Here is an 18,134-nt window from a genome sequence, read left to right as displayed (position 1 = left end):
GGCAGGAGGTCGCCCACCATGCACCAGCTCGCACTGTTCGCGATCGATCTCGTCGCGGTGTCGATACTGGTCTTCGGCCTCTACTTTCCCCGGCACCGGCGCCGGGACCTCGTCGTGGCCTACCTCGGCGTCAACGTCGGCGTGCTCGCCGTCACCGGCGCCCTGAGTGAGAGCACCGTCGGCGCCGGACTCGGTCTCGGCCTCTTCGGCGTCCTCTCGATCATCCGGCTCCGCTCCACCGAGGTCGACCAGCGCGAGGTCGCCTACTACTTCTCGGCGCTCGCGCTCGGCATCCTCGGACCGCTGAACGCCGGGCCGATGTGGCTGAGCCCGGCGCTGATGAGCCTGATTCTGACCGTTATGTACTTGGGTGACCATCCTAAGCTGTTCCGCACCTATCGGCGCCAGACGCTGGTGCTCGATTCGGCGGTCACCGACCACGTCGCGCTGGTCGCCCAGCTCGAAGGACTCCTCGGCGCCCGGGTGCACGCCGCCGTCGTGGAGCGGGTCGACCTGGTCAACGAGACCACCATCGTGGACGTCCGCTACTCGCACGCCTCCGCCGACCGGGCGATCGCCCCGGCCGGGGTCGGCCGATGAGCGCGCTGGCCACGCTCGAACCGATCTCGCTGGACGAACTCCTCGAGAAGGCCGAGCTGCAGACCCGGGTCGACCGCAAGTACGTGCTGCCTCTCGACGAAGCGCTCGAACTTCCCGGGCGGCTCGGCGGGCAGGCGCGGGTTCTGGAGATCGCGGGGGAACGGACCTTTCGCTACCGGTCCACCTACTTCGACACCCCCGATCTGATCAGCTACCGGCTCACCGCCCACCGGCGGCGCCGGCGCTTCAAGGTGCGCACCCGCACCTACCTCGACTCGGCGCTGTGCTGGCTCGAGGTGAAGACCGAGGGCTACCGGGGCGGCACCGTCAAGGACCGCCTGCCCTATCAGGCCTGCGACGAGGACAGCGTCACGCCCGGTAACTGGTTCGTCGAGAGCATCCTCGGCGGTGCCGTGCCCGGTCTCGCGCCGACCCTGAGCACCAACTATCGGCGAGCCACCCTGCACGTCTTCGCCGACGACTCCCGGGTCACCATCGACACGTCGCTGAGCTGGGAAGACCCCTCCGGCTTCGGGTTGCACCTGCCGCAGATCGCGATCGTCGAGACCAAGACCCGGTCGGCCGCATCCCCGGTGGACCGGCTGCTCTGGGCCGGTGGACGACGGCCGGTGCGCATCTCGAAGTACGCGACCGGGCTGGCCGCGCTGCGCCCGGATCTGCCGGCCGTGCCCTGGCGTCGTACGCTCCGCCGCTTCTTTTAAGGCATTTTTTTACGCTTTTTTGAGATAAGGCAACAATCCCGTCCCCCATAGACAGGAAATTTCCATGCCACGCACCCCACTGCGCCGACGCGCGGTCGCCCCCGCCGTCCTCACCGCCACCGCTCTGGCCATCTGGGCCGGCGGCACGGCGATCGCCGGCGCGGCCCCGGTCACCACCCTCGCGGCCGGCCCGGCCGCAGCGACCGCCCTCGCTGCGAACCAGGCCAGTCACGACAGCACCGCCGATCACACGTGGAACGAGTCGGACGTTTCGACCGTCACCCTGACCGGCACCGGGGCCACCTCCACCAGCTCGAACGTCACCGTCTCCGGCAGCACGGTCACGGTCGGCGCGGCCGGCACCTACCGGTTCGCGGGCTCGCTCACCAACGGGCAGATCGTGGTCAACAGCACCGGAACCGGGATCGTCCGGCTGATCCTCAACGGCGTGACCGTCACCAACAGCACCGCGGCGGCGATCAACATCATCGCCGCCGACGAGGTGCTGGTGTTCCTGCAGGCCGGTTCCACCAACCGGCTCACCGACGGCTCCACGAACGCGAACGCGGCCCTCGACTCGGCCGCCGACCTCACCATCGACGGCACCGGCTCGCTGACCGTCACCGGTAACGGCAACGACGGCATCTCCAGCGCGGACGGCCTGGTCATCACCGGTGGCGTCATCACCGTGACGGCCAAGGACGACGCCATCCGCGGCAAGGACTACGCCATCGTCACCGGCGGCACGATCACCGCGACCGGCGGCGGCGACGGCATCAAGTCGGACAACGACGCGGACACCACCCGCGGCTATGTCTCGCTGGTCGGCGGCACGGTCACCCTGACCTCGACCGGCGACGCGGTGCAGGCCGCGACCGACGTCATCATCTCGGGCGGGAAGCTGACCGCGAAGTCGGGCGGTGGCAGCACGGTCACCCCCGGGGACACCTCGACCAAGGGCCTCAAGGGCGGCGTCCTCGTGGTGATCAGCGATGGCACCAACACCATCGACGCCTCCGACGACGGCGTGCACTCCGACGCCAACATCATCGTGGACGGCGGCACCACCACCGTCGCCACCGGCGACGACGGCGTGCACGCCGAGACCAACGTCAACGTCAGCGCGGGCACGGTCAACGTCACCAAGTCGTACGAGGGTGTCGAAGGCCTGAAGGTGTACGTGACCGGCGGCAGCGTCAGCGCCACCGCGACCGACGACGCGTTCAACGCCTCCGACCCGGCCTACGGCGAGATGCAGAACTCGCCGAACGCGCTCATCTCGATCACCGGCGGCACGGTCATCGTCAGCGGTGGCACCGACGGGCTCGACTCCAACGGCGCGCTCAGCATCGGCGGCGGCAACGTCATCGTGGCCGGCTCGCCGACCCGGGGCGGCGGCGAGGGCGGCCTCGACTCCAACGGCGCACTGACCATCACGGCCGGCACGCTGGTCTCCTCCGGCCTGAGCGCCTCCACCAGCACCCTGCCCACCGCGGGTCAGGGCTGGGTGTCGGTGACCTTCAGCGCCAACCAGGCGGCGGGCACGGTGGTGCACCTGGCCACCACGTCGGGTACGCAGATCGCGTCGTACCAGTCGTCGAAGATCTTCAAGGGCATCATCTTCTCGTCCAGCCAGATCACCCGCGGCACGACCTACGCCATCTACACCGGCGGCAGCGTCTCCGGCACCGCGGTCGGCGGCGGGCTCTACACCGGAGGCACGCTCTCCGGCACCCAGTCCACCACCGTCACCGCGGGCACCCAGACGACGACCGGCGGCGGCCCCCGCTAGTCATCTTCGCACGGAGCCGGGCAGCGCTGATCAGAACGGCCAGCGCTGCTCGGCTCCGGCCTGCTTCGCCAATTCCCCACCCCCGTCGGCGCATCTCCCGAGATCAAGCGGCGACGGCACAATAGGTGACCTGCGCCGCTGGTCGACACCGCCACAGATGGCGGCGGCGGGATTCGAACCCGCGTCTCCCCGTTTTCAGCGGAAGTATCCGTTGCCTGCGCACCGGGAGGCGCGAGGACCAAGATAGGCGCGGATCGTGGTGTGCGACAACGCATTTACGTGAGCAGCTGGGGGCGATCTCGTCTGCGGTTGTGGGGTTCCCACCGCGTACTCTTCGCTTTGTCATGCGTGAGTTTCTCGCCCGGATCGAGCCCGTCGTGGCCGCGCATCTCGGCGTGCCGTGGCGGGTCAGCGGCTTCACCGACCTCGGTGATCGCGCGTCGCATCGCTGCGGCATTTTCCATGGTTCGCCGATCGGTGTGTTCGCCAAGCTGAACACCGGCGGCGAGACCGGCCCCGAGCTGCGCGGGCTGTCGCTGCTGCGGCGGCACGGCGCGCCGGTTCCCACCCCGATCGGCGAGGTGCCGGTGCCGGGCGGCACCCTGCTGCTGCAAAAGGCCATTCCGGAGACCGCCGAGCGCACTCCCGCCGATTGGGCCGGCATCGGGCGCGTGCTGGGCACGCTTCATCGGGTGTACGGCGAATGCTTCGGACTCCATTTTGACGGGTTCTTCGGGCCGCTCCCGCAGGACAATCGGCCGTGCCCGGATTGGCCGTCGTTCTACGCTTCCCGCCGGCTGGAGCCGCTGCTGCGCCGCGCCGTCGACGCCGGTCATCTGGATTCTTCGCTCGCCGCGGGAGTCACCCGGGTGATCGACCGGCTGCCGTTGTTGTGCGGCCCTTCACCGCGCCCGGCATTGCTGCACGGCGACGCCCAGCAGAACAATTTCCTGACCGCTTCGGACGGCGCATATCTGGTCGACGTATCGCCGTATTACGGCCATCCGGAAGTGGACCTGGCCCTGCTGGACTATTTCGCGCCGGTCCCGCCGATCGTCTTCGACACCTACCGCTCGGTGACGCCGATCGATCCCGGTTTCCCGGCGCGGCGTCAGTTGTGGCGGCTGGCCGGCTATCTGGCGGTGATCACCGTCGACGGTGCGTCCGATTTCGGGCGGCCCTTCCTCGGACGCGTCGCCGACGTGCTCAAGCGCTACTCCTGACCGCTCACTTCATCGTGGAGAGAACCAGGTCGACCGCGCGCTGGATGGCGGCGCGCGACTCGTCGCTGTCGTCCTTGGTGTCGAAGCTGTGCCCGCCGTTCGGCACCTCGACGATGTCCAGCCGGGTCTTCGCGGCGTCGATGAACGCCGTCACCGTCTCCTGGATCATCGGGGAATCCTGACCGGCCCGGGTCAGCACGATCGGCAGGTTGCCGGCGTCGGCGACCGCGTCGGCGGGCAGGAAGCGCGGGTCGACCGGCCAGCCGGGGAAGGGCGCCATCAGCGGGTAGCTGTAGGCGACGCAGCGCAGCCAGGGCGGCGGTTCGCGCAGGTAGTCGGCGCTGAGCAGGGAGCCACCGGAGAAGAACCACAGGGCGATGCGGTCACCGTCGACCCGCGGATCGGCGCGGAGCGTCTCGATCGCGTCGCGCACGTCGTCGGCGGCCGGGACGTAATCGGCCGGCGTGTGCCAGCGGTGGTGAACCACGGCGCCAACGACGCCACGGTCGGCGACCAGCGACGCATAGGACTGAAAGACCGGCCACACCAGCGGGCTCGGGGCCTCGACGGGGAGCGGGCCGCCGTGCACGACGAGCACCGCCGGCCGGAGCCGGGTCACATCGTCAGGCGGATAGAGATCGACACGGCCGTGCCGCTCGGCGTCGCGGATCGTGACCGGCAGGACGAACGGCTTAAGGAGGTCCATCCGCCGCACGCTATCGATGATTATTTTTGTGCGCGATCGGATTACAGACCAAAGAAGTAAGGCCCGGTCAATTGACCGAGCCTTACCTGCGTCTTGCATGGGGTGACCGACGGGACTTGAACCCGCGACCCCCGGGACCACAACCCGGTGCTCTACCAGCTGAGCTACGACCACCATGCCGACGGGGAACCGTCCCCGTGCTGCCGGACAATCATAGCCGCTCCCCGGTGGGGGCCGTCGAGCGGGTTACCGAGCACGGTCGGGTGACCCCGATCTAGAGCTCGGCGGCGATCGCCTTGGCGGTCTCCACGTCGGGGCCCGGCAGCGGGACGAAGACCGTGCGGCGGTAATACTCCAGCTCGCGGATGCTCTCCCGGATGTCGGCCAGGGCTCGGTGGGCCAGGCCCTTCGGCGGCTGGCCGAAGTAAACCCTCGGGTACCACCGGCGGCACAGCTCCTTGATCGACGAGACGTCGATCATCCGGTAGTGCAGGAACGTGTCGAGCGCCGGCATGTCACGGGCCAGGAAACCCCGGTCGGTGGCGATCGAGTTGCCGCACAGCGGGGCGGTGCGCGGGTTGGGCACGAACTCCCGGATATACGCCAAGACCTGCTCCTCGGCCTCGGCCATGGTGATCGCCGAGCGCCGCACCTCCTCGGTCAGGCCGGACTTCGCGTGCATGTCGCGCACCACCGGGGGCATCGCGTCGAGCGCCGCGTCGTCGGCATGAATGACCAGGTCGACGCCCTCGCCCAGCACGTTGAGGTTGGGATCGGTGACCAACGCCGCGACCTCGATGAGCTTGTCCTTGCCCAGGTCGAGACCGGTCATCTCACAGTCGATCCACACCAGAAGATCAGCCACCCGAACAGACTACGCCCGAGCCGACCGCATCGCTGTCACGTCTCGGCGGCCCACCCTTCCGGGCCGTTGGGGCATGCCGCGCCCGAAGCCATGTTTTGTCCGCTTTCAGGCCGAGACTTCCCACTTTGGCGGTTATCGGGCTAAACTGGTCTTAACGGACGAAGCCCCCCTTCGGTTACTCCGTTTCCCCCGGTAAAGGGCCCTCCGCGTCGGCAGCGCGGAGGGCCCTTTCGATTCTCTTCTCGCGCGCCCAACGAAGAAGGCCGCCCTGGTGGGACGGCCTTCCGGGTTCGTTGCTCGGGTCTGTCAGTCGTCGTTCGGCGTGGTCGGCGGGGTACGCCGGCGACGGACCGGCTCGGGTGCGGCCGGCTCGATCGTTGCAGGGTTCGTAACGGTTCGGCGCCGACGGCGCTGGGCGGACGCCGCGAGGAGTTCCGCGGCCTCGGCCCGGTAGCTGGAGATGCCGGTCACCGAGGCGGCGGCCTTCATCGGGGTGGCAGCTTTCGCCGGTCCGGCGGCGGTGCCCGGCCGACCGGCCGCCGCGGCCGGGTTCACCTGGCTTGCCGAACTCCCAGCCGGCCTGGCCGCCGGGCTCACCTGGCTTGCCGAGCTCCCAGCCGACCTCGCCGCCGGGCTCACTTGGTTCGTCGAGCTCCCAGCCGGCCTGGCCGCCGGGCTCTCGATCGGCTTAGCCGCCTGGCTGCCGTCAGGCTTGGCCGTCAGGCTTCCGGCCGGCTTGGCGGCCGGGCTCCCGACCGGCTTGGCCGTCAGGCTCGCGGATGGCTTGGCGGCCAGGCTGCCCGCCACCGGCTTCGCGGCCGCGTTGCTCGCCGCAGGCCTTCCGCTCGGCCGGATGCCGGCGCCGGTACCGGTACCGGCTGCGGGATTGCCGGCCGGCTTGGCGGTGGTGGCGGCTACCCGCTTTGCGGTGGCGGCAGCGGCCGCCGACCTCGCCGTGGTCGCGGCGGTTGCCGGCTTTGCCGCGGTCGACCGAGTGGTTGCCGAGGACGCCGCGGAGGTCCCGGCCGGCCGCACCGCCGAACCAGTGGCAGACCCCGCCGCCGACCTTCCGGCAGCTGCCTTGGCCGGCTTTGCGCCGGGGGTGGCCGAGGCCGCCGACTTGGCCGACGCGGCCGACCTTGCGGTCGAGCTCGCGCGGGTCGGTTTGGCGGCCTCGGCCGGGGTGGCGGCGGTCTTCGGTTTGGCCGTCTTGGCGGTCCGGACGCGGGTGGCTTTCACGGGCTTCAGTTCGGTGTCGGCCGCCTCCACCGGCACGCCCGCCGGGGCTTGGGCCGCGTCCTCGGCGGCCTGGGCACGGGCCTGGGCGGCGCGGGCGGTCACCGTCTCGGCGGCCTTCCGCCAGGCGGCGGGTGCCGGGCGCCCGGCACCGAGGCCGGCAAGCCGACTGGTGAAGGTCGCGGCCGGGCCATCTTCAACGTCGTGGTCCGGCTGGGTGCCATCGGATTCGCCCGATTGGCGTACGACGTCGGGCGTCGGCATCGGCCGCTGCGCCAGCGGGAAGTCGACGCCCGGAGTCGACCCCGATCCCCGCTCACCCGATCCCCGCTCACCCGATCCCCGCTCACTCGGCTCCCGATCAGCCTGCGCCCGGTCACCCTGTCGCGCGTCCTCGTCCCGAGGTGCGCCGGGCATCGGACGTCGGCGACCGGTGACCGGTCCCGACCCGTCCTTACCCTCGCCGCCGCTTACGCCGGACGGTGTGGCAACCAGATCGGATCCCGCGCTGCCCGGGGTCGGCATCGGCCGCTGGGCCACCCGGCCGTCGGTGACCGGCCCGGCGATCATCGCGCTGAGGTCGGCGGTCGGGGTGGCGGCAATGTTCTGCTCGTCCCGGACCGGCGCCGAGCCACTCACCTCGACCGCGCCGGCCGAAGCCGTCACGCCGATCTTCTCCCCGCGCGCCATCGCGTGCATGACCGCCGGAAGATCCGCCGCACCGGCCGCGACCCGCATCGGCCGCTGGCTATTCGCCGCGGAGTCCGTTTCGGCCAGGTCGGCCGCGCCACCCGAGGTCACGCCACCCGAGGTCACGCCGCCAGAGGCTGTGGGAAGGGCGGCCGAGGTCCGTTCCGGGCTGGACGGCTGGGACGGCGCGGCGGGCCGCACCGGAGCCGGAGCAACCGGCTGCTCCGCGGAGCGCGCCGAGCCCGGCGCACCGGCACCCGCCCGCCCGGAGTTCGCATCACGCGCGTGTCGGCCGCCGTCATGGGCCGCGTCCTTGGCCGCGTTCCCGGCCGGCAACGTGGCGCCGGCGGCGGGGGCGGTGGCAGGGGCTGCGCCGGTCACGGAGTTCTGCTTGGGAGCGGACACCGGAGTGCGGTCGTCGTGACCGGGCTCGGTGCCCGCCCCCGCAGCCTGCCGCTCCCCACTGGCGGTTAGGGGCGGCTCGGCGCCGGCGTTCGCGGTCGTCGCGCGAGCGGACGACCCGGCGGTGCCGGCCGGAGTGGCTTCGAGATGGGACCGACCCGGGTTCGCGGCGGCGGCATTCCGCCCGGCCGCCGAACCTCGCTCGACCACCGAAGCAGGAACGGAACCGTCCGCTCCAGCGCCCTGAACGGTAGCCGCGGACGAGCCCGCCGCCGCAACGCCGGCGCCGAGTTCTACGTCACCCGCCTCGCGCTCGACAGCCGCGACGGACGCCCGTCCCAACCCGAGCACCTGCGGAAACGCGGGCCCTTTCGGAGCCGCGACAGCAGCGGACGACGACTCGGCCGCAGCCGGCTCCCCGTTCGCCGCACCCCGCGACGCGGCTTGAGTCGCCGCCGTGGCAGGAGTGGCCGACGCAGCCGGACGAATTCCGCCCGGCGCGATCGGCGTGCCAGTCGTGGCCGGAGCGGGGACTCGCGATCCCGGCGCACCGGCAGCCTGCTCGGCGGGCGTCGCGGTGGGGCGGTTGCCCGCGGCCTGCTGACGGCCGACCCGTGGGGCGTCCGCGCGGGTCAGGCCGGTCGCCGCCCAGTCGGTGGCCTTCGGCCCGGTGACCACGGAAACCCGTTGCTCGGCCGTCCGCGCCTCGCGGGCCGCCATCCGCTCCCGTCCGGCCGGAGTCGGCGACGGCGACGGCGCGGCCATGGACTCCGCCCGGTCGTGAGCTCCGCGCGCGGCGCGCGCGTCCGCAGCACCGGCCGCGTAGGCAGCGGCGACAGCCGCATCACCGGTCGGTGCCGGCGCCGGCCGACCGCCGGGCGCGCGCTTCGCACCCGACGCTTGGTCACCATCCGGCACGCGCTTCCCGTCCGATGGTTCGCCATCAGGGACGCGCGTCGCCTCCGACCGTTCGGCAGCGCCGGAAGCGGTGCGGTCGTCGCCAGCTTCGGAACTGCCGTTCGCCGATGCCGTGGCCACCGCCTTTTCGGCGCCATCGGCGTCAGCAGGAGTCTTGCCGGCCGACTCGGCAGCGGCCGCGGCCTTTTTGCGGGCCACCTCGGCCATGCGGGCGGCGGCCGTCGCCTCGGTTTCCCGGGCTCGCTCGGCGGCGGTCTCCGCCACCCACGCGCCCACGGCCGAGGCCTGGAACAACGGCAGGTCACCGGGCCCCGTGTCGCGCTTGCGCCCGAGCCGCTCCCCCCGCCGCCCGAACAGCGGGTCCGCCGACGACGGGTAGTCGCCGAGCGGGAGTGCACCGCCGGACGTCGGCTTGATGAAGTTGAGCGGTTCGCCGGGCGCCGGCCGCTGGTCGTCCGGCGCCCGGCCGGGGATAGCGGTGGCAGCCGCATATTCGGCGGCGTCCGGCGCGGCCGACCGACCGGAGGCGACGGCCGGAACAGCCGAAACCGAACCGGCCGCCGCAGTCGAAGCAGAACCAGCCGAACCAGAACCAGCCGGACCAGAACCAGCCGAACCAGCCGCCGCGGTCGAAACCGAACCAGCCGCAGACGCGACAGAACCGCTTGCCGCTGCCGCGACTGAGCCGTGGCCGGTCACTGCACCCGAAATCGAACCCCCGGGCGAAGCCGCACTCGAACCGAGGCCGGCCACGGTCGTGACCGAGCCGGCCACCGCGTAACCCGAGGCCCCCGAACCAGCCGCCGCCGAGGCCGGCGAGGACGGAGCGACGGCGGCAGGAACAGCAGAAACCGGGACGCCGGAAGCCGGAACGGCAGAGACCGGGACCGGAGAAGCGTGAGCGGGCGAAGACGGTCGCCCGGAAGCCGGCACCGCCGAAACCGGAACCGCGGCCGGCCCGGTCAGCGCGGGTGTGCCCGCCGGAGGCCAGGTCAGGCGGGAAGCGGAAGCCTCAAGGGCGGCCTTCTCCGCGTCGGCCAAGGTTCGTGGCCGGTGGGCGCCGCCGCGGCCGACGTGGACGTTGGTGAGCGGCAGCGGGACGCCGATCGCGGCCATCAGGTTGGGCACCTGGCTGGGCTCGACCACGTAGACGATCTCGCGGCGCCGGGCCGGCCAGGCCAGGATGATCAGGCCGGTCATGGCGAGCAGCGTGCCCAGGGTGAGCAGGCCCCACGTGCTGGAGTTGATCCAGCCGGGGCGCAACTCGGCCGACGACGTCAGCTGGATGCCGGCTTTCGCGCCGGGGCTCATGATGACCAGGCTGTACGGGCCGCCGGTCACCTCGCCGGGCGACCACGCCAGGTCGCCGTCGGCGCTGCTGCGCAGCCAGAACGACGCGCGCGCGGGCAGCACCCGGGGAGCCTCGCGGCCGCCGACGGGGTATGTCGCGACCGGGAGGGCGCCGGTGCCGATGTCGACCGTGCGGACCCGGACGTGCGGGACGCCCTGCAGGTACTCGTCGACGGCGGCGGACGGGGCCAGGCCGACGAACGCCGGACCGTCCTGGGTGCCGGCGTTGATCCGCAGCTGGGTGTCGCCGATCCGGGTGAAGGGCGCGTCCGTGCGGAGCAGCTGATCCACGTCGGATACGACGTACGCGTATCCGGGTGTGGCGAGACGCTGCAGTTCGCCGCTGAACGCGCCGCCCTGATCGCGGTGCTGCATGGCGGTCCAGAGGGCCGCGCCGGCGAGCAGCGCCGGCAACCCGATGGTCAACAGCAGCATTCCGAGGATGGTGCGGAGCCACCGCATCAGCTTCTCCCCCTTCTTGGGCCGTACTGCGGTGACCATACAAGTCCAAATAATCCCAAAGTGGTCAAATAGCGGCTAACACCCTGATAGATATGACAATGGCCCGGTCCCCGCCGGGACCGGGCCAAACGGCGAACCGGGTCAGGAAATGTTTGCCGTCATCGAGAGCGTCTCCTGGTCGATGTCGCTGGTGCGGACCGTGAACTTGAACGTCCATTGCCCGGCCGACGGCAGGGCGATATCGCCGACCGCGTGGAAGTCGGTGATCCGCAGCAACGGAATCTGGATCGGCTCGATGCCCTTCGACTCCAGGGCCGCCGTTCCGGTCCACTCGACCACGGTGAGCGGCTTGTTGTCGGGCGTGTAGGCATACAGGTGGATCGAGTTGTTGCCGACCGTGGCCGGGAAGATGTCCACCTGCAGCGCCATCGTGCTGCTGGTCACCGTCTGCGACACGGTGGAGCTGGTGGCCGCGGACTCGGCGGCCTCGGCCGTGCGCGGCGGGGCGATCTGCACCAGCGCGGCCGTCACCCCCAGCACCACCGCGGTGATCGCCAGCTCGATCCAGACCACCCGGCGCAGGCCGCGGGGCGAGGCCTCGGCCTGTTTGGAGCGGACCAGCCGCCGGGAGAACCAGGCGACGCCCAGCACCACCCCGGCCAGCGCCACCTTCACCAGGATGAGCCGGCCGTAGGTGCTGTTGACCAGGCCGTCCAGCGACGCCACCTCGATCAGCGCCTGCACCACGCCGGCCAGGATCAGCGCGGTCACCGCGGTGGCCGCCCAGCGCGACCAGATCGGCAGGATCGCGGCCAGCTCACGCTCGTTGGCCAGGCGCAGCAGGAACCCGCCCAGCATGACCAGGCCGCCCAGCCACACCGACATGGCGGCCAGGTGGATCGCGTCGACCACCACCGAGACACCGGCCACCGGCGACGCGGTCGGGTGCCCGGTCAGCGGCCAGGTGGCCAGCGCCGCCACCCCGAGCACGCCGAGCAGGGCCAGGTCGGTCTTCGACTCGCCGGCGCCCTTGAGCAGCGGGCGCAGCAGCAGGGCGGCCGCGCACAGCACGCCGATGCGGACCAGCATCACCGCGCCGAACGTGCTGCCCAGCACGTCGCGCAGATCGCCGACCCGGACGTCGAACAGGCCGGTGCCGATCGAATAGGGCACCTGCAGCCAGATCGCCATCAGGGTGCTGAAGCCGACCAGGCCCAGACCCGTCCAGACGACCCGGGACGGGCCGCGCCGGGAGAGGCGGTGCGGCCACAGCAGGGCCAGCACGAGCGCCGGGCCGACCAGGAGCACCAGCCCCGCGTACCCCAAGTATTTGCCGACCGGGATCAGTGCCCGGACCACCGGGTCGACCTTGCTGTCGTCGACCGTCGACGTCGGCGGGGTGGAAGCGGCACCCACCGAGTAGGTGATGCTGCCCCCGATCGGGTGGCTGTCGGCCGAGATCACCCGGAAGCTCACCAGGTAGGTCCCCCGGCCGCCGCCGGAGCGCAGCGGGATGGTGAGGGTGCCGCCGTCGACCGTGGGCTCGCCCTGGTCGGCGCGGGAGCCGTCCGGCGCGAGCACCTGGATCTTGCCGCTGACCAGCTGCACCGACTCACTGAAGGTCAGGGTCACCTTGTTGGGTGCGTCGGGCACGATCGTGCCGTTCCCGGGGTCGGTGGCGACCAGCGCGGCGTGCGCGCTGGCCGGCGCGGCCGGGCCCAGCAGCACCAGGAACAGCCCGATCAGCAGGCCGAAACCACCCGCCAGGGCGCGGCGACGATCAAAGGTCATGCGCGCCATGCTCCCCGATCCGGTCGAATGCTCCCACCGGCGGGTAGTCGTCGATCTGCCTGACATGGTTCCAGAACCCCCCGACATTTCCCGTTCCCGTACGATGGCCGACCATGACGGCTGGTGAAGGCACCACCGAATTGGCCCTGGCGGCCGGTGCGGGAGACGAGGCTGCGCTGGCGGCGTTCGTCCGGGCCACCCAGGCCGACGTGTGGCGGTTCACCGCCGCCCTGGTCGATCCGGGTGCGGCCGACGATCTCACCCAGGAAACCTACCTGCGTGCGGTCAAGGCGCTGCCCGGCTTCGAGGGCCGCTCCAGCGCACGCACCTGGCTGCTCGGCATCGCCCGGCGGACCTGTGCCGATCACCTGCGTGCCGTGGTTCGCCGCCGGCGGCTCGACGCACGGCTCGCCGCCCAGGCCTGGACCGACCTGCCCGCGCCCGACCCGGCGCATCGGCTGAGCACGGCCGACCTGCTCGGCCGGCTCAGCGAGGAGCGTCGCACCGCGTTCGTGCTGACCCAGGTGCTGGGCCTGTCCTACGCCGAGGCGGCCGAGGTCGAGGACGTGCCGGTCGGCACGATCCGCTCCCGGGTCGCCCGGGCCCGCGACGAGTTGGTCACCGCGGTGTCCCAGGCGCAAGCGGTGTGACGGGTCTCTGGACCGTGCTGATTCCCAGCCAAACCTCAGCAGAATGGTGGAACCTGCTGAGCGAGGACAACGACTGACTGGGCGTGACAATGCATTTGGGCAAGGCGTGGCCGTGGATCTCCACGGTGGCTCGTCTTGGGCTGGCGGCGGTGTTCCTGATCGCCGGTGGGCTCAAGGTCACCGACTTGGCCGAGTCCGGGCGGGCGGTGAACGCCTATCGCCTGATGGATTACGACACCGCCAAGCTGGTCGGCGCGATCCAGCCGTTCCTCGAGATAGCGGTCGGTCTGCTTCTGCTCATCGGGCTCGCCGTGCGACTCAGCGCGGCCATCTCGGCGCTGCTCCTGGTGGTCTTCATCGCCGGGATCATCTCCGCGTGGGCCCGTGGGCTGCAGATCGACTGCGGCTGCTTCAGCAAGGGCGGTGATCTCGCCGCCGGGCGCAACACGGCGTACGGCCTGGACATCGCCCGCGACACCGGATTCCTGCTGCTCGCTGGGATTTTGCTGTGGAAGCCGCGCACCCGGTTCTCGATGGACGGCCTTCTGATGGGAGAACGATGAGCAAGGGCAACCGTGACCGCGAACGCTCGGCGGCGAAACGCATCGTCGAGCAGCAGAAGGCGGCCGAGCGCCGCCGCGCGGTGACGATCTGGACATCCGTCGCGGTCGTCGGCGTACTCCTGATCGCCGGTCTGATCGGTTGGGGTGTGCTGTCCCGGCAGGAGAGCAACGACGCGAGCACGCTGACCACCCCGAGCGTCGCCGTCGACGACGGCACCGCGTTCGCGGTCGGCACCGGCCCGGTCACGGTCGACCTCTACGAGGACTTCATGTGCCCGATCTGCCACCAGTTCGAGATCGCGGCCGACGCCACCATCGACCAGCTCGTCGCGGACAAGAAGATCACCGTGCGCTACCACCCGGTGGCCATCCTCGACCGGGCCTCCAACGGCACCGAGTTCTCCACCCGCTCGGCCGGGGCCGCGGCGGCCGCGGCGGTGGGCGGCAAGTTCAGCGAGTTCCACAAGGTCATGTACGACAACCAGCCCGAGGAGAACAGCGACGGGCTGTCCAACGCCAAGATCATTGAGTTGGGCAAGAGCGTCGGGCTCGGCGACGACTTCGCCACCGCGGTGAACGACAAGACCTACACCGCGTGGGCCACGAAGGTCACCGAGACGTTCTCGACGCGCGGCTACACCGGCACGCCCACCATCGTCGTCGCCGGCAAGCAACTGCAGGGCACCGGCGGCACCATCCCGACCGCGGCGCAGCTCAGCGAGGCCGTCACGGCGGCCGCCGGGTGAGGCTCGGCGCCCTCTTGGTGATCGTGGCCGGCGCGGTTCTCGCGCCGGCCACGCCCGCGTTCGCGCACGGTGGGGACGCTCCCGACGCCACCGCCTACCGCACGACGATCACCGGGATCAGCACGCCGGAGAAGGGCCTGACGGTCCGCACGGTCGAGGCCGGCGCGCGCTTGGAGTTGACCAACAAGACCGGTCACTCGGTCGAGATCCTCGGCTACTCCGGTGAGCCCTATCTCGACGTCAGACCCGACGGGACCTGGGAAAACGTCAACTCTCCCGCGGCGTACATCAATGAAACCCGGACCGGCGACAACCCGGTGCCCGCCTCCGCCGACCCGACCGCCCCACCCAGCTGGCGCCGCATTTCCGGCTCGACCAGCGTGCGCTGGCATGATCAGCGCACCCATTGGCTCAGCTCCGGTCTGCCGCCGCAGGCGCAGGCCGACCCCAGCCGGGCGCATCGCCTGCGCGATTGGGAGGTGCCGCTGCGGGTGCAGGTGCGCACGTTCACGATCGCCGGCACCCTCGACTGGGAGCCGCCGCCGAAAGCCTGGCTCTGGTGGTCGATAACGGCCTTGACCGGCCTGACGGCCTTCGCCCTGCTGCGAAGATGGCCCAGGTCGGTGCGGCCGGTCACCCTGATCGCCGCAATGTCCCCGCTTGCGTACGCCGTGAGCACCACCCTCGACGGCGCCGCCCCTTCCCTGCTGCTCATCACGGTCGGCCTGCTGGCGATCGGGGCGAGTTACCGCCATCCCCCGTTCTTCCTGGCTCTGGCGGGCGCGGTGGTGGCGCTGTTCGCCGGCTTCACCCAGATCGGCGTCTTCGCCGCCGCGGTCCTGCCGGCCGCCGGCCCCGGCTGGCTGATCCGCGCCGCGGTGGCCGTCGCGCTGGCCGCCGGCGCCGCCCTCGCGTTCGAAGGTGTGCTCCGCCTGCGGGCCGCCCTACCCGCCCCAGCTGCCCGGACTATGGTCGTCGCATGAATGAGACCGCCCGACTTTCCGCCGGGGACACCGCGCCCGACTGGTCGCTGCCGACCGACAACGGCGACCGGCTCTCCCTCAAGGACCTTCGCGGCCGCCGGGTGGTGCTTTACGCCTACCCCGCCGCCATGACTCCCGGCTGCACCACCCAGGCGTGCGACTTCCGCGACTCGCTGGCGTCGCTGCAGGCGGCCGGCTACGAGGTGGTCGGCATCTCCCCCGACGTGCCGGCCAAGCTGGCGAAGTTCCGCGAGCGCGACGCCATCACGTTCCCGCTGGTCAGCGACGAGGACAAGAGTGTCCTGACGGCGTACGGCGCGTTCGGCGAGAAGCAGAACTACGGCCGTACGGTGATGGGCGTCATCCGCTCGACGTTCGTGATCGACGAGAACGGCGTGATCGAGCGCGCCCTCTACAACGTGAAGGCCACCGGCCACGTCGCGAAGCTGCGCCGCGACCTGGGAATCGACTGATCAATTCCCATAGTTCGCCCACGTTCCTGCCGATCAGAGGGGCACGACTCGCCGACCGGCAGGGTCCCCCGCTCCCACGGCGGCCGTCATGCGGCAACAGACCCGCAAGGCGGCCGCCGTGCTCGGGGCGGGGCCCTGTCCCGCCGGCCTCTCGGTGGGACAAGGTCACTGCCGGCGGGAGCCGGAATCCGCAGCTGACCGTCTAGAATCTGTTCGACGCTTTGCCCTGCGGGGCGAAACGGGCGGGAGTGGCGAAATTGGCAGCCGCGCGGGTTTTAGGTGCCCGTGCCCGAGAGGGCGTGAGGGTTCGAGTCCCTTCTTCCGCACCCTGGATGATGGCTGTATGGCTGTTGAGTTCGTGGTTGATCCGGAGCTGACCGACGATCTTCGGGCCCGGATCGTGGCGCTCTGGGTCGAGGTGACCAATGCCGGTGGGGCCGTCGGGTTCGTGGCGCCGGTCTCGGCCGCGCAGGTCCGGCCCGTTGCCGAAGCCGCCTTTGCCGGGGTCGACGCCGGGCTCGATCGGCTGATCGTCGGCGTCGACGACGGGGAAATCGTCGCGCTGCTCTTCGTCACCGACAACCGGTTCGATCTCAAGGATCACTGGCGGGTGCTCAAGCGGGTCATGGTCACGCCGCGCATTCAGAAGCGGGGCTACGGGGCCGGGCTCATGCGCGAGGCCGAGGCGCTCGGCCGCAAGATGGGCCTGGCCGGGCTGCACGTCACCGTGCGCGGCGGGATCGGCACCGAGAACTTCTACCGGCGGGTCGGCTACCGCGAGGTCGGGCGGCTGCCGGGCACCATCCGGGTCGCGCCGGGCGACGACCGGGACGACATCCTGATGTGGCTCGACCTGCGGGAATGACGACCGAGGCCGCCGGGACGGCGACGCACGGGGGGTGACGTGCGTCGCCGCCGGCGGCCGGCGGCCGCGCGCTCCTGACCTGGGGGATGGCCGGGGCGCGGCGGAGTGGGGCGCGGAAGTTCTTACTTGCAGGAGCTGGCCGCCAGGTCGACGGACGCCTCGCTGGGTGCTTCTTCGGTGGCGACGGCGGTGTCGGGGGCGGCCTCGGTGGATTCCAGCGCGGGGGCGGCCGAGGACACGGCCGGCGACGGGGACGCGGAGGTTGTCGCCGGTTTCGGGGCGGCAGCCTTCTTCTTGGCCGCGGTGGTCGTCGCAGCCCCGGACGTGCCGGTGGCCAGGCGAGCCGTGGTCTTCTGGGTCACCTCGGGGGACAGTTTGATGCCGGACACCGTGGCGCTGTGGCCGTACACATCAGTGACCTTGATCTTGAAAGGTCCGCTGCCAGCACCGCTGTCGATGATCCAGTAGTTGTAGTCCTCGCGGTGGGTGGTCTTGCCGTTGACCGTGACCGACTTCAGCTGGGTGGCGTGGTTGTCGATGAGGACGGCCAGCCAGTACTGCGACGAGCCCTCCTTGACGCGCACGCTGATCGGACCGGGCGCCGTCGCGGTGGTGACCGTCTTGTAGGTGATCGGGATGATTCCGTCGACCTCGGCGCCGATCTTCTTGAAGGCGGTGCGGCTCAGGTCGAGGTGGCCGGTGCCGCACTCCGGGCAGGAGTCGAGGACCTTGACCCGCACCTTGCCCTTGGGGCCGGTCACGTCGAGGTAGGTGCCGCAGGCCGCGCCGTTCGAGTATTGGTCGGGGCCGAGTGCCACGAACAGGTCGTCGGCGGGCGCGCTGGGGAAGGAGCAGTTGCCGGTCCCGGACCCCAGGTCGTAAAAGGTCGCCTTGCCGGTTTTGGCCGATGTGGACGGGGGCGCCGCGCAGGCCGAACCGGAGTTCTGCAGCACGAGCGCCACACCCAGCACCGAGGCGAGGATCACGGCACCGCCGGCGGCGAGCCAGCGGGGGGAAACGAGGCGAGGTGCGGTCACGCTGAGGGATCCTTCGCGGCGGCGGCACCGCGGGCAACCTTCCTAAGACAGACCTAAGGC

The 18,134-nt window shown here is 71.1% G+C and carries 15 protein-coding genes and 3 tRNA genes; 11 read left to right on the top strand and 7 right to left on the bottom strand.

Features of this window, described 5'->3' with window-relative positions; translation table 11 throughout:
- The first annotated feature begins 18 nt into the window (after positions 1 to 18).
- From Adu01nite_RS20070 to Adu01nite_RS20060, 3 genes are all read left to right on the top strand, one after another.
- On the top strand, positions 19 to 600 hold the full coding sequence (locus tag Adu01nite_RS20070) for a DUF4956 domain-containing protein (protein WP_203728432.1): 582 nt from the start codon (positions 19 to 21) through the stop codon (positions 598 to 600).
- Positions 597 to 1,322 carry a polyphosphate polymerase domain-containing protein gene (locus Adu01nite_RS20065; RefSeq protein WP_203728431.1) on the top strand — a complete coding sequence of 242 codons (726 nt, stop codon included), beginning with the start codon at positions 597 to 599 and terminating at the stop codon, positions 1,320 to 1,322. The genes Adu01nite_RS20070 and Adu01nite_RS20065 overlap by 4 nt, the downstream gene beginning before the upstream one ends.
- A gap of 64 nt (positions 1,323 to 1,386) precedes the next feature.
- A complete protein-coding gene (locus tag Adu01nite_RS20060; protein WP_203728430.1) occupies positions 1,387 to 3,114 on the top strand; it encodes a carbohydrate-binding domain-containing protein in 1,728 nt (575 codons plus the stop codon).
- 158 nt (positions 3,115 to 3,272) lie between these two features.
- Here Adu01nite_RS20060 and Adu01nite_RS20055 read toward each other — a convergent pair.
- Positions 3,273 to 3,330 (bottom strand) — tRNA-Ser (locus tag Adu01nite_RS20055).
- A 128-nt stretch (positions 3,331 to 3,458) separates the two neighbouring features.
- On the opposite strand from Adu01nite_RS20055, the gene Adu01nite_RS20050 reads away from it, so the two are divergent.
- Entirely contained in the window at positions 3,459 to 4,337 is an 879-nt protein-coding gene (locus Adu01nite_RS20050; RefSeq protein WP_239132550.1) for a fructosamine kinase family protein, read from the top strand.
- 4 nt (positions 4,338 to 4,341) lie between these two features.
- On the opposite strand, the gene Adu01nite_RS20045 is transcribed toward Adu01nite_RS20050, so the two are convergent.
- The 5 genes from Adu01nite_RS20045 to Adu01nite_RS20025 form a co-directional block, all read right to left on the bottom strand.
- The gene (locus Adu01nite_RS20045) at positions 4,342 to 5,043 is read right to left on the bottom strand and encodes an alpha/beta hydrolase (RefSeq protein ID WP_203728429.1); all 702 of its coding nucleotides are present in this window, start codon (positions 5,041 to 5,043) and stop codon (positions 4,342 to 4,344) included.
- A gap of 98 nt (positions 5,044 to 5,141) precedes the next feature.
- Positions 5,142 to 5,217: transfer RNA gene (locus Adu01nite_RS20040), tRNA-His, on the bottom strand.
- Between the two features lie 100 nt (positions 5,218 to 5,317).
- Positions 5,318 to 5,908 carry an oligoribonuclease gene (gene orn, locus Adu01nite_RS20035; protein WP_203728428.1) on the bottom strand — a complete coding sequence of 197 codons (591 nt, stop codon included), beginning with the start codon at positions 5,906 to 5,908 and terminating at the stop codon, positions 5,318 to 5,320.
- A 306-nt stretch (positions 5,909 to 6,214) separates the two neighbouring features.
- Positions 6,215 to 10,966, bottom strand: a complete 4,752-nt coding sequence (locus tag Adu01nite_RS20030) for a hypothetical protein (RefSeq protein WP_203728427.1) — start codon at positions 10,964 to 10,966, stop codon at positions 6,215 to 6,217.
- Between the two features lie 141 nt (positions 10,967 to 11,107).
- Positions 11,108 to 12,823, bottom strand: coding sequence for a copper resistance CopC/CopD family protein (locus tag Adu01nite_RS20025; RefSeq protein WP_203728426.1), 1,716 nt, complete (start codon positions 12,821 to 12,823; stop codon positions 11,108 to 11,110).
- A 47-nt stretch (positions 12,824 to 12,870) separates the two neighbouring features.
- On the opposite strand from Adu01nite_RS20025, the gene Adu01nite_RS20020 reads away from it, so the two are divergent.
- The 7 genes from Adu01nite_RS20020 (at position 12,871) to Adu01nite_RS19990 (ending at position 17,037) form a co-directional block, all read left to right on the top strand.
- Entirely contained in the window at positions 12,871 to 13,407 is a 537-nt protein-coding gene (locus Adu01nite_RS20020) for a sigma-70 family RNA polymerase sigma factor (protein ID WP_203728425.1), read from the top strand.
- 89 nt (positions 13,408 to 13,496) lie between these two features.
- A complete protein-coding gene (locus tag Adu01nite_RS20015) occupies positions 13,497 to 13,970 on the top strand; it encodes a MauE/DoxX family redox-associated membrane protein (protein ID WP_203728519.1) in 474 nt (157 codons plus the stop codon).
- Positions 13,967 to 14,716 carry a DsbA family protein gene (locus Adu01nite_RS20010; protein WP_203728424.1) on the top strand — a complete coding sequence of 250 codons (750 nt, stop codon included), beginning with the start codon at positions 13,967 to 13,969 and terminating at the stop codon, positions 14,714 to 14,716. The genes Adu01nite_RS20015 and Adu01nite_RS20010 overlap by 4 nt, the downstream gene beginning before the upstream one ends.
- Positions 14,713 to 15,699 carry a hypothetical protein gene (locus Adu01nite_RS20005; protein ID WP_239132549.1) on the top strand — a complete coding sequence of 329 codons (987 nt, stop codon included), beginning with the start codon at positions 14,713 to 14,715 and terminating at the stop codon, positions 15,697 to 15,699. Before Adu01nite_RS20010 ends, Adu01nite_RS20005 begins: the two co-directional genes overlap by 4 nt.
- Positions 15,696 to 16,172, top strand: coding sequence for a thioredoxin-dependent thiol peroxidase (gene bcp, locus Adu01nite_RS20000; protein WP_203728423.1), 477 nt, complete (start codon positions 15,696 to 15,698; stop codon positions 16,170 to 16,172). The genes Adu01nite_RS20005 and bcp overlap by 4 nt, the downstream gene beginning before the upstream one ends.
- 242 nt (positions 16,173 to 16,414) lie before the next feature.
- Positions 16,415 to 16,498 (top strand) — tRNA-Leu (locus Adu01nite_RS19995).
- Positions 16,499 to 16,515: 17 nt separating this feature from the next.
- A complete protein-coding gene (locus Adu01nite_RS19990; RefSeq protein WP_203728422.1) occupies positions 16,516 to 17,037 on the top strand; it encodes a GNAT family N-acetyltransferase in 522 nt (173 codons plus the stop codon).
- Between the two features lie 122 nt (positions 17,038 to 17,159).
- Here the strand turns inward: Adu01nite_RS19990 and Adu01nite_RS19985 are convergent, their stop codons facing one another.
- Positions 17,160 to 18,074, bottom strand: coding sequence for an expansin EXLX1 family cellulose-binding protein (locus Adu01nite_RS19985; RefSeq protein WP_203728421.1), 915 nt, complete (start codon positions 18,072 to 18,074; stop codon positions 17,160 to 17,162).
- Positions 18,075 to 18,134 lie beyond the last annotated feature (60 nt).

Origin of the sequence: Paractinoplanes durhamensis (genome assembly GCF_016862175.1) — a bacterium.
GTDB classification, from domain to species: domain Bacteria; phylum Actinomycetota; class Actinomycetes; order Mycobacteriales; family Micromonosporaceae; genus Actinoplanes; species Actinoplanes durhamensis.
The sequence above is the reverse complement of the archived record's forward strand: the minus strand, read 5'-3'. Positions and strand labels throughout refer to the sequence as shown.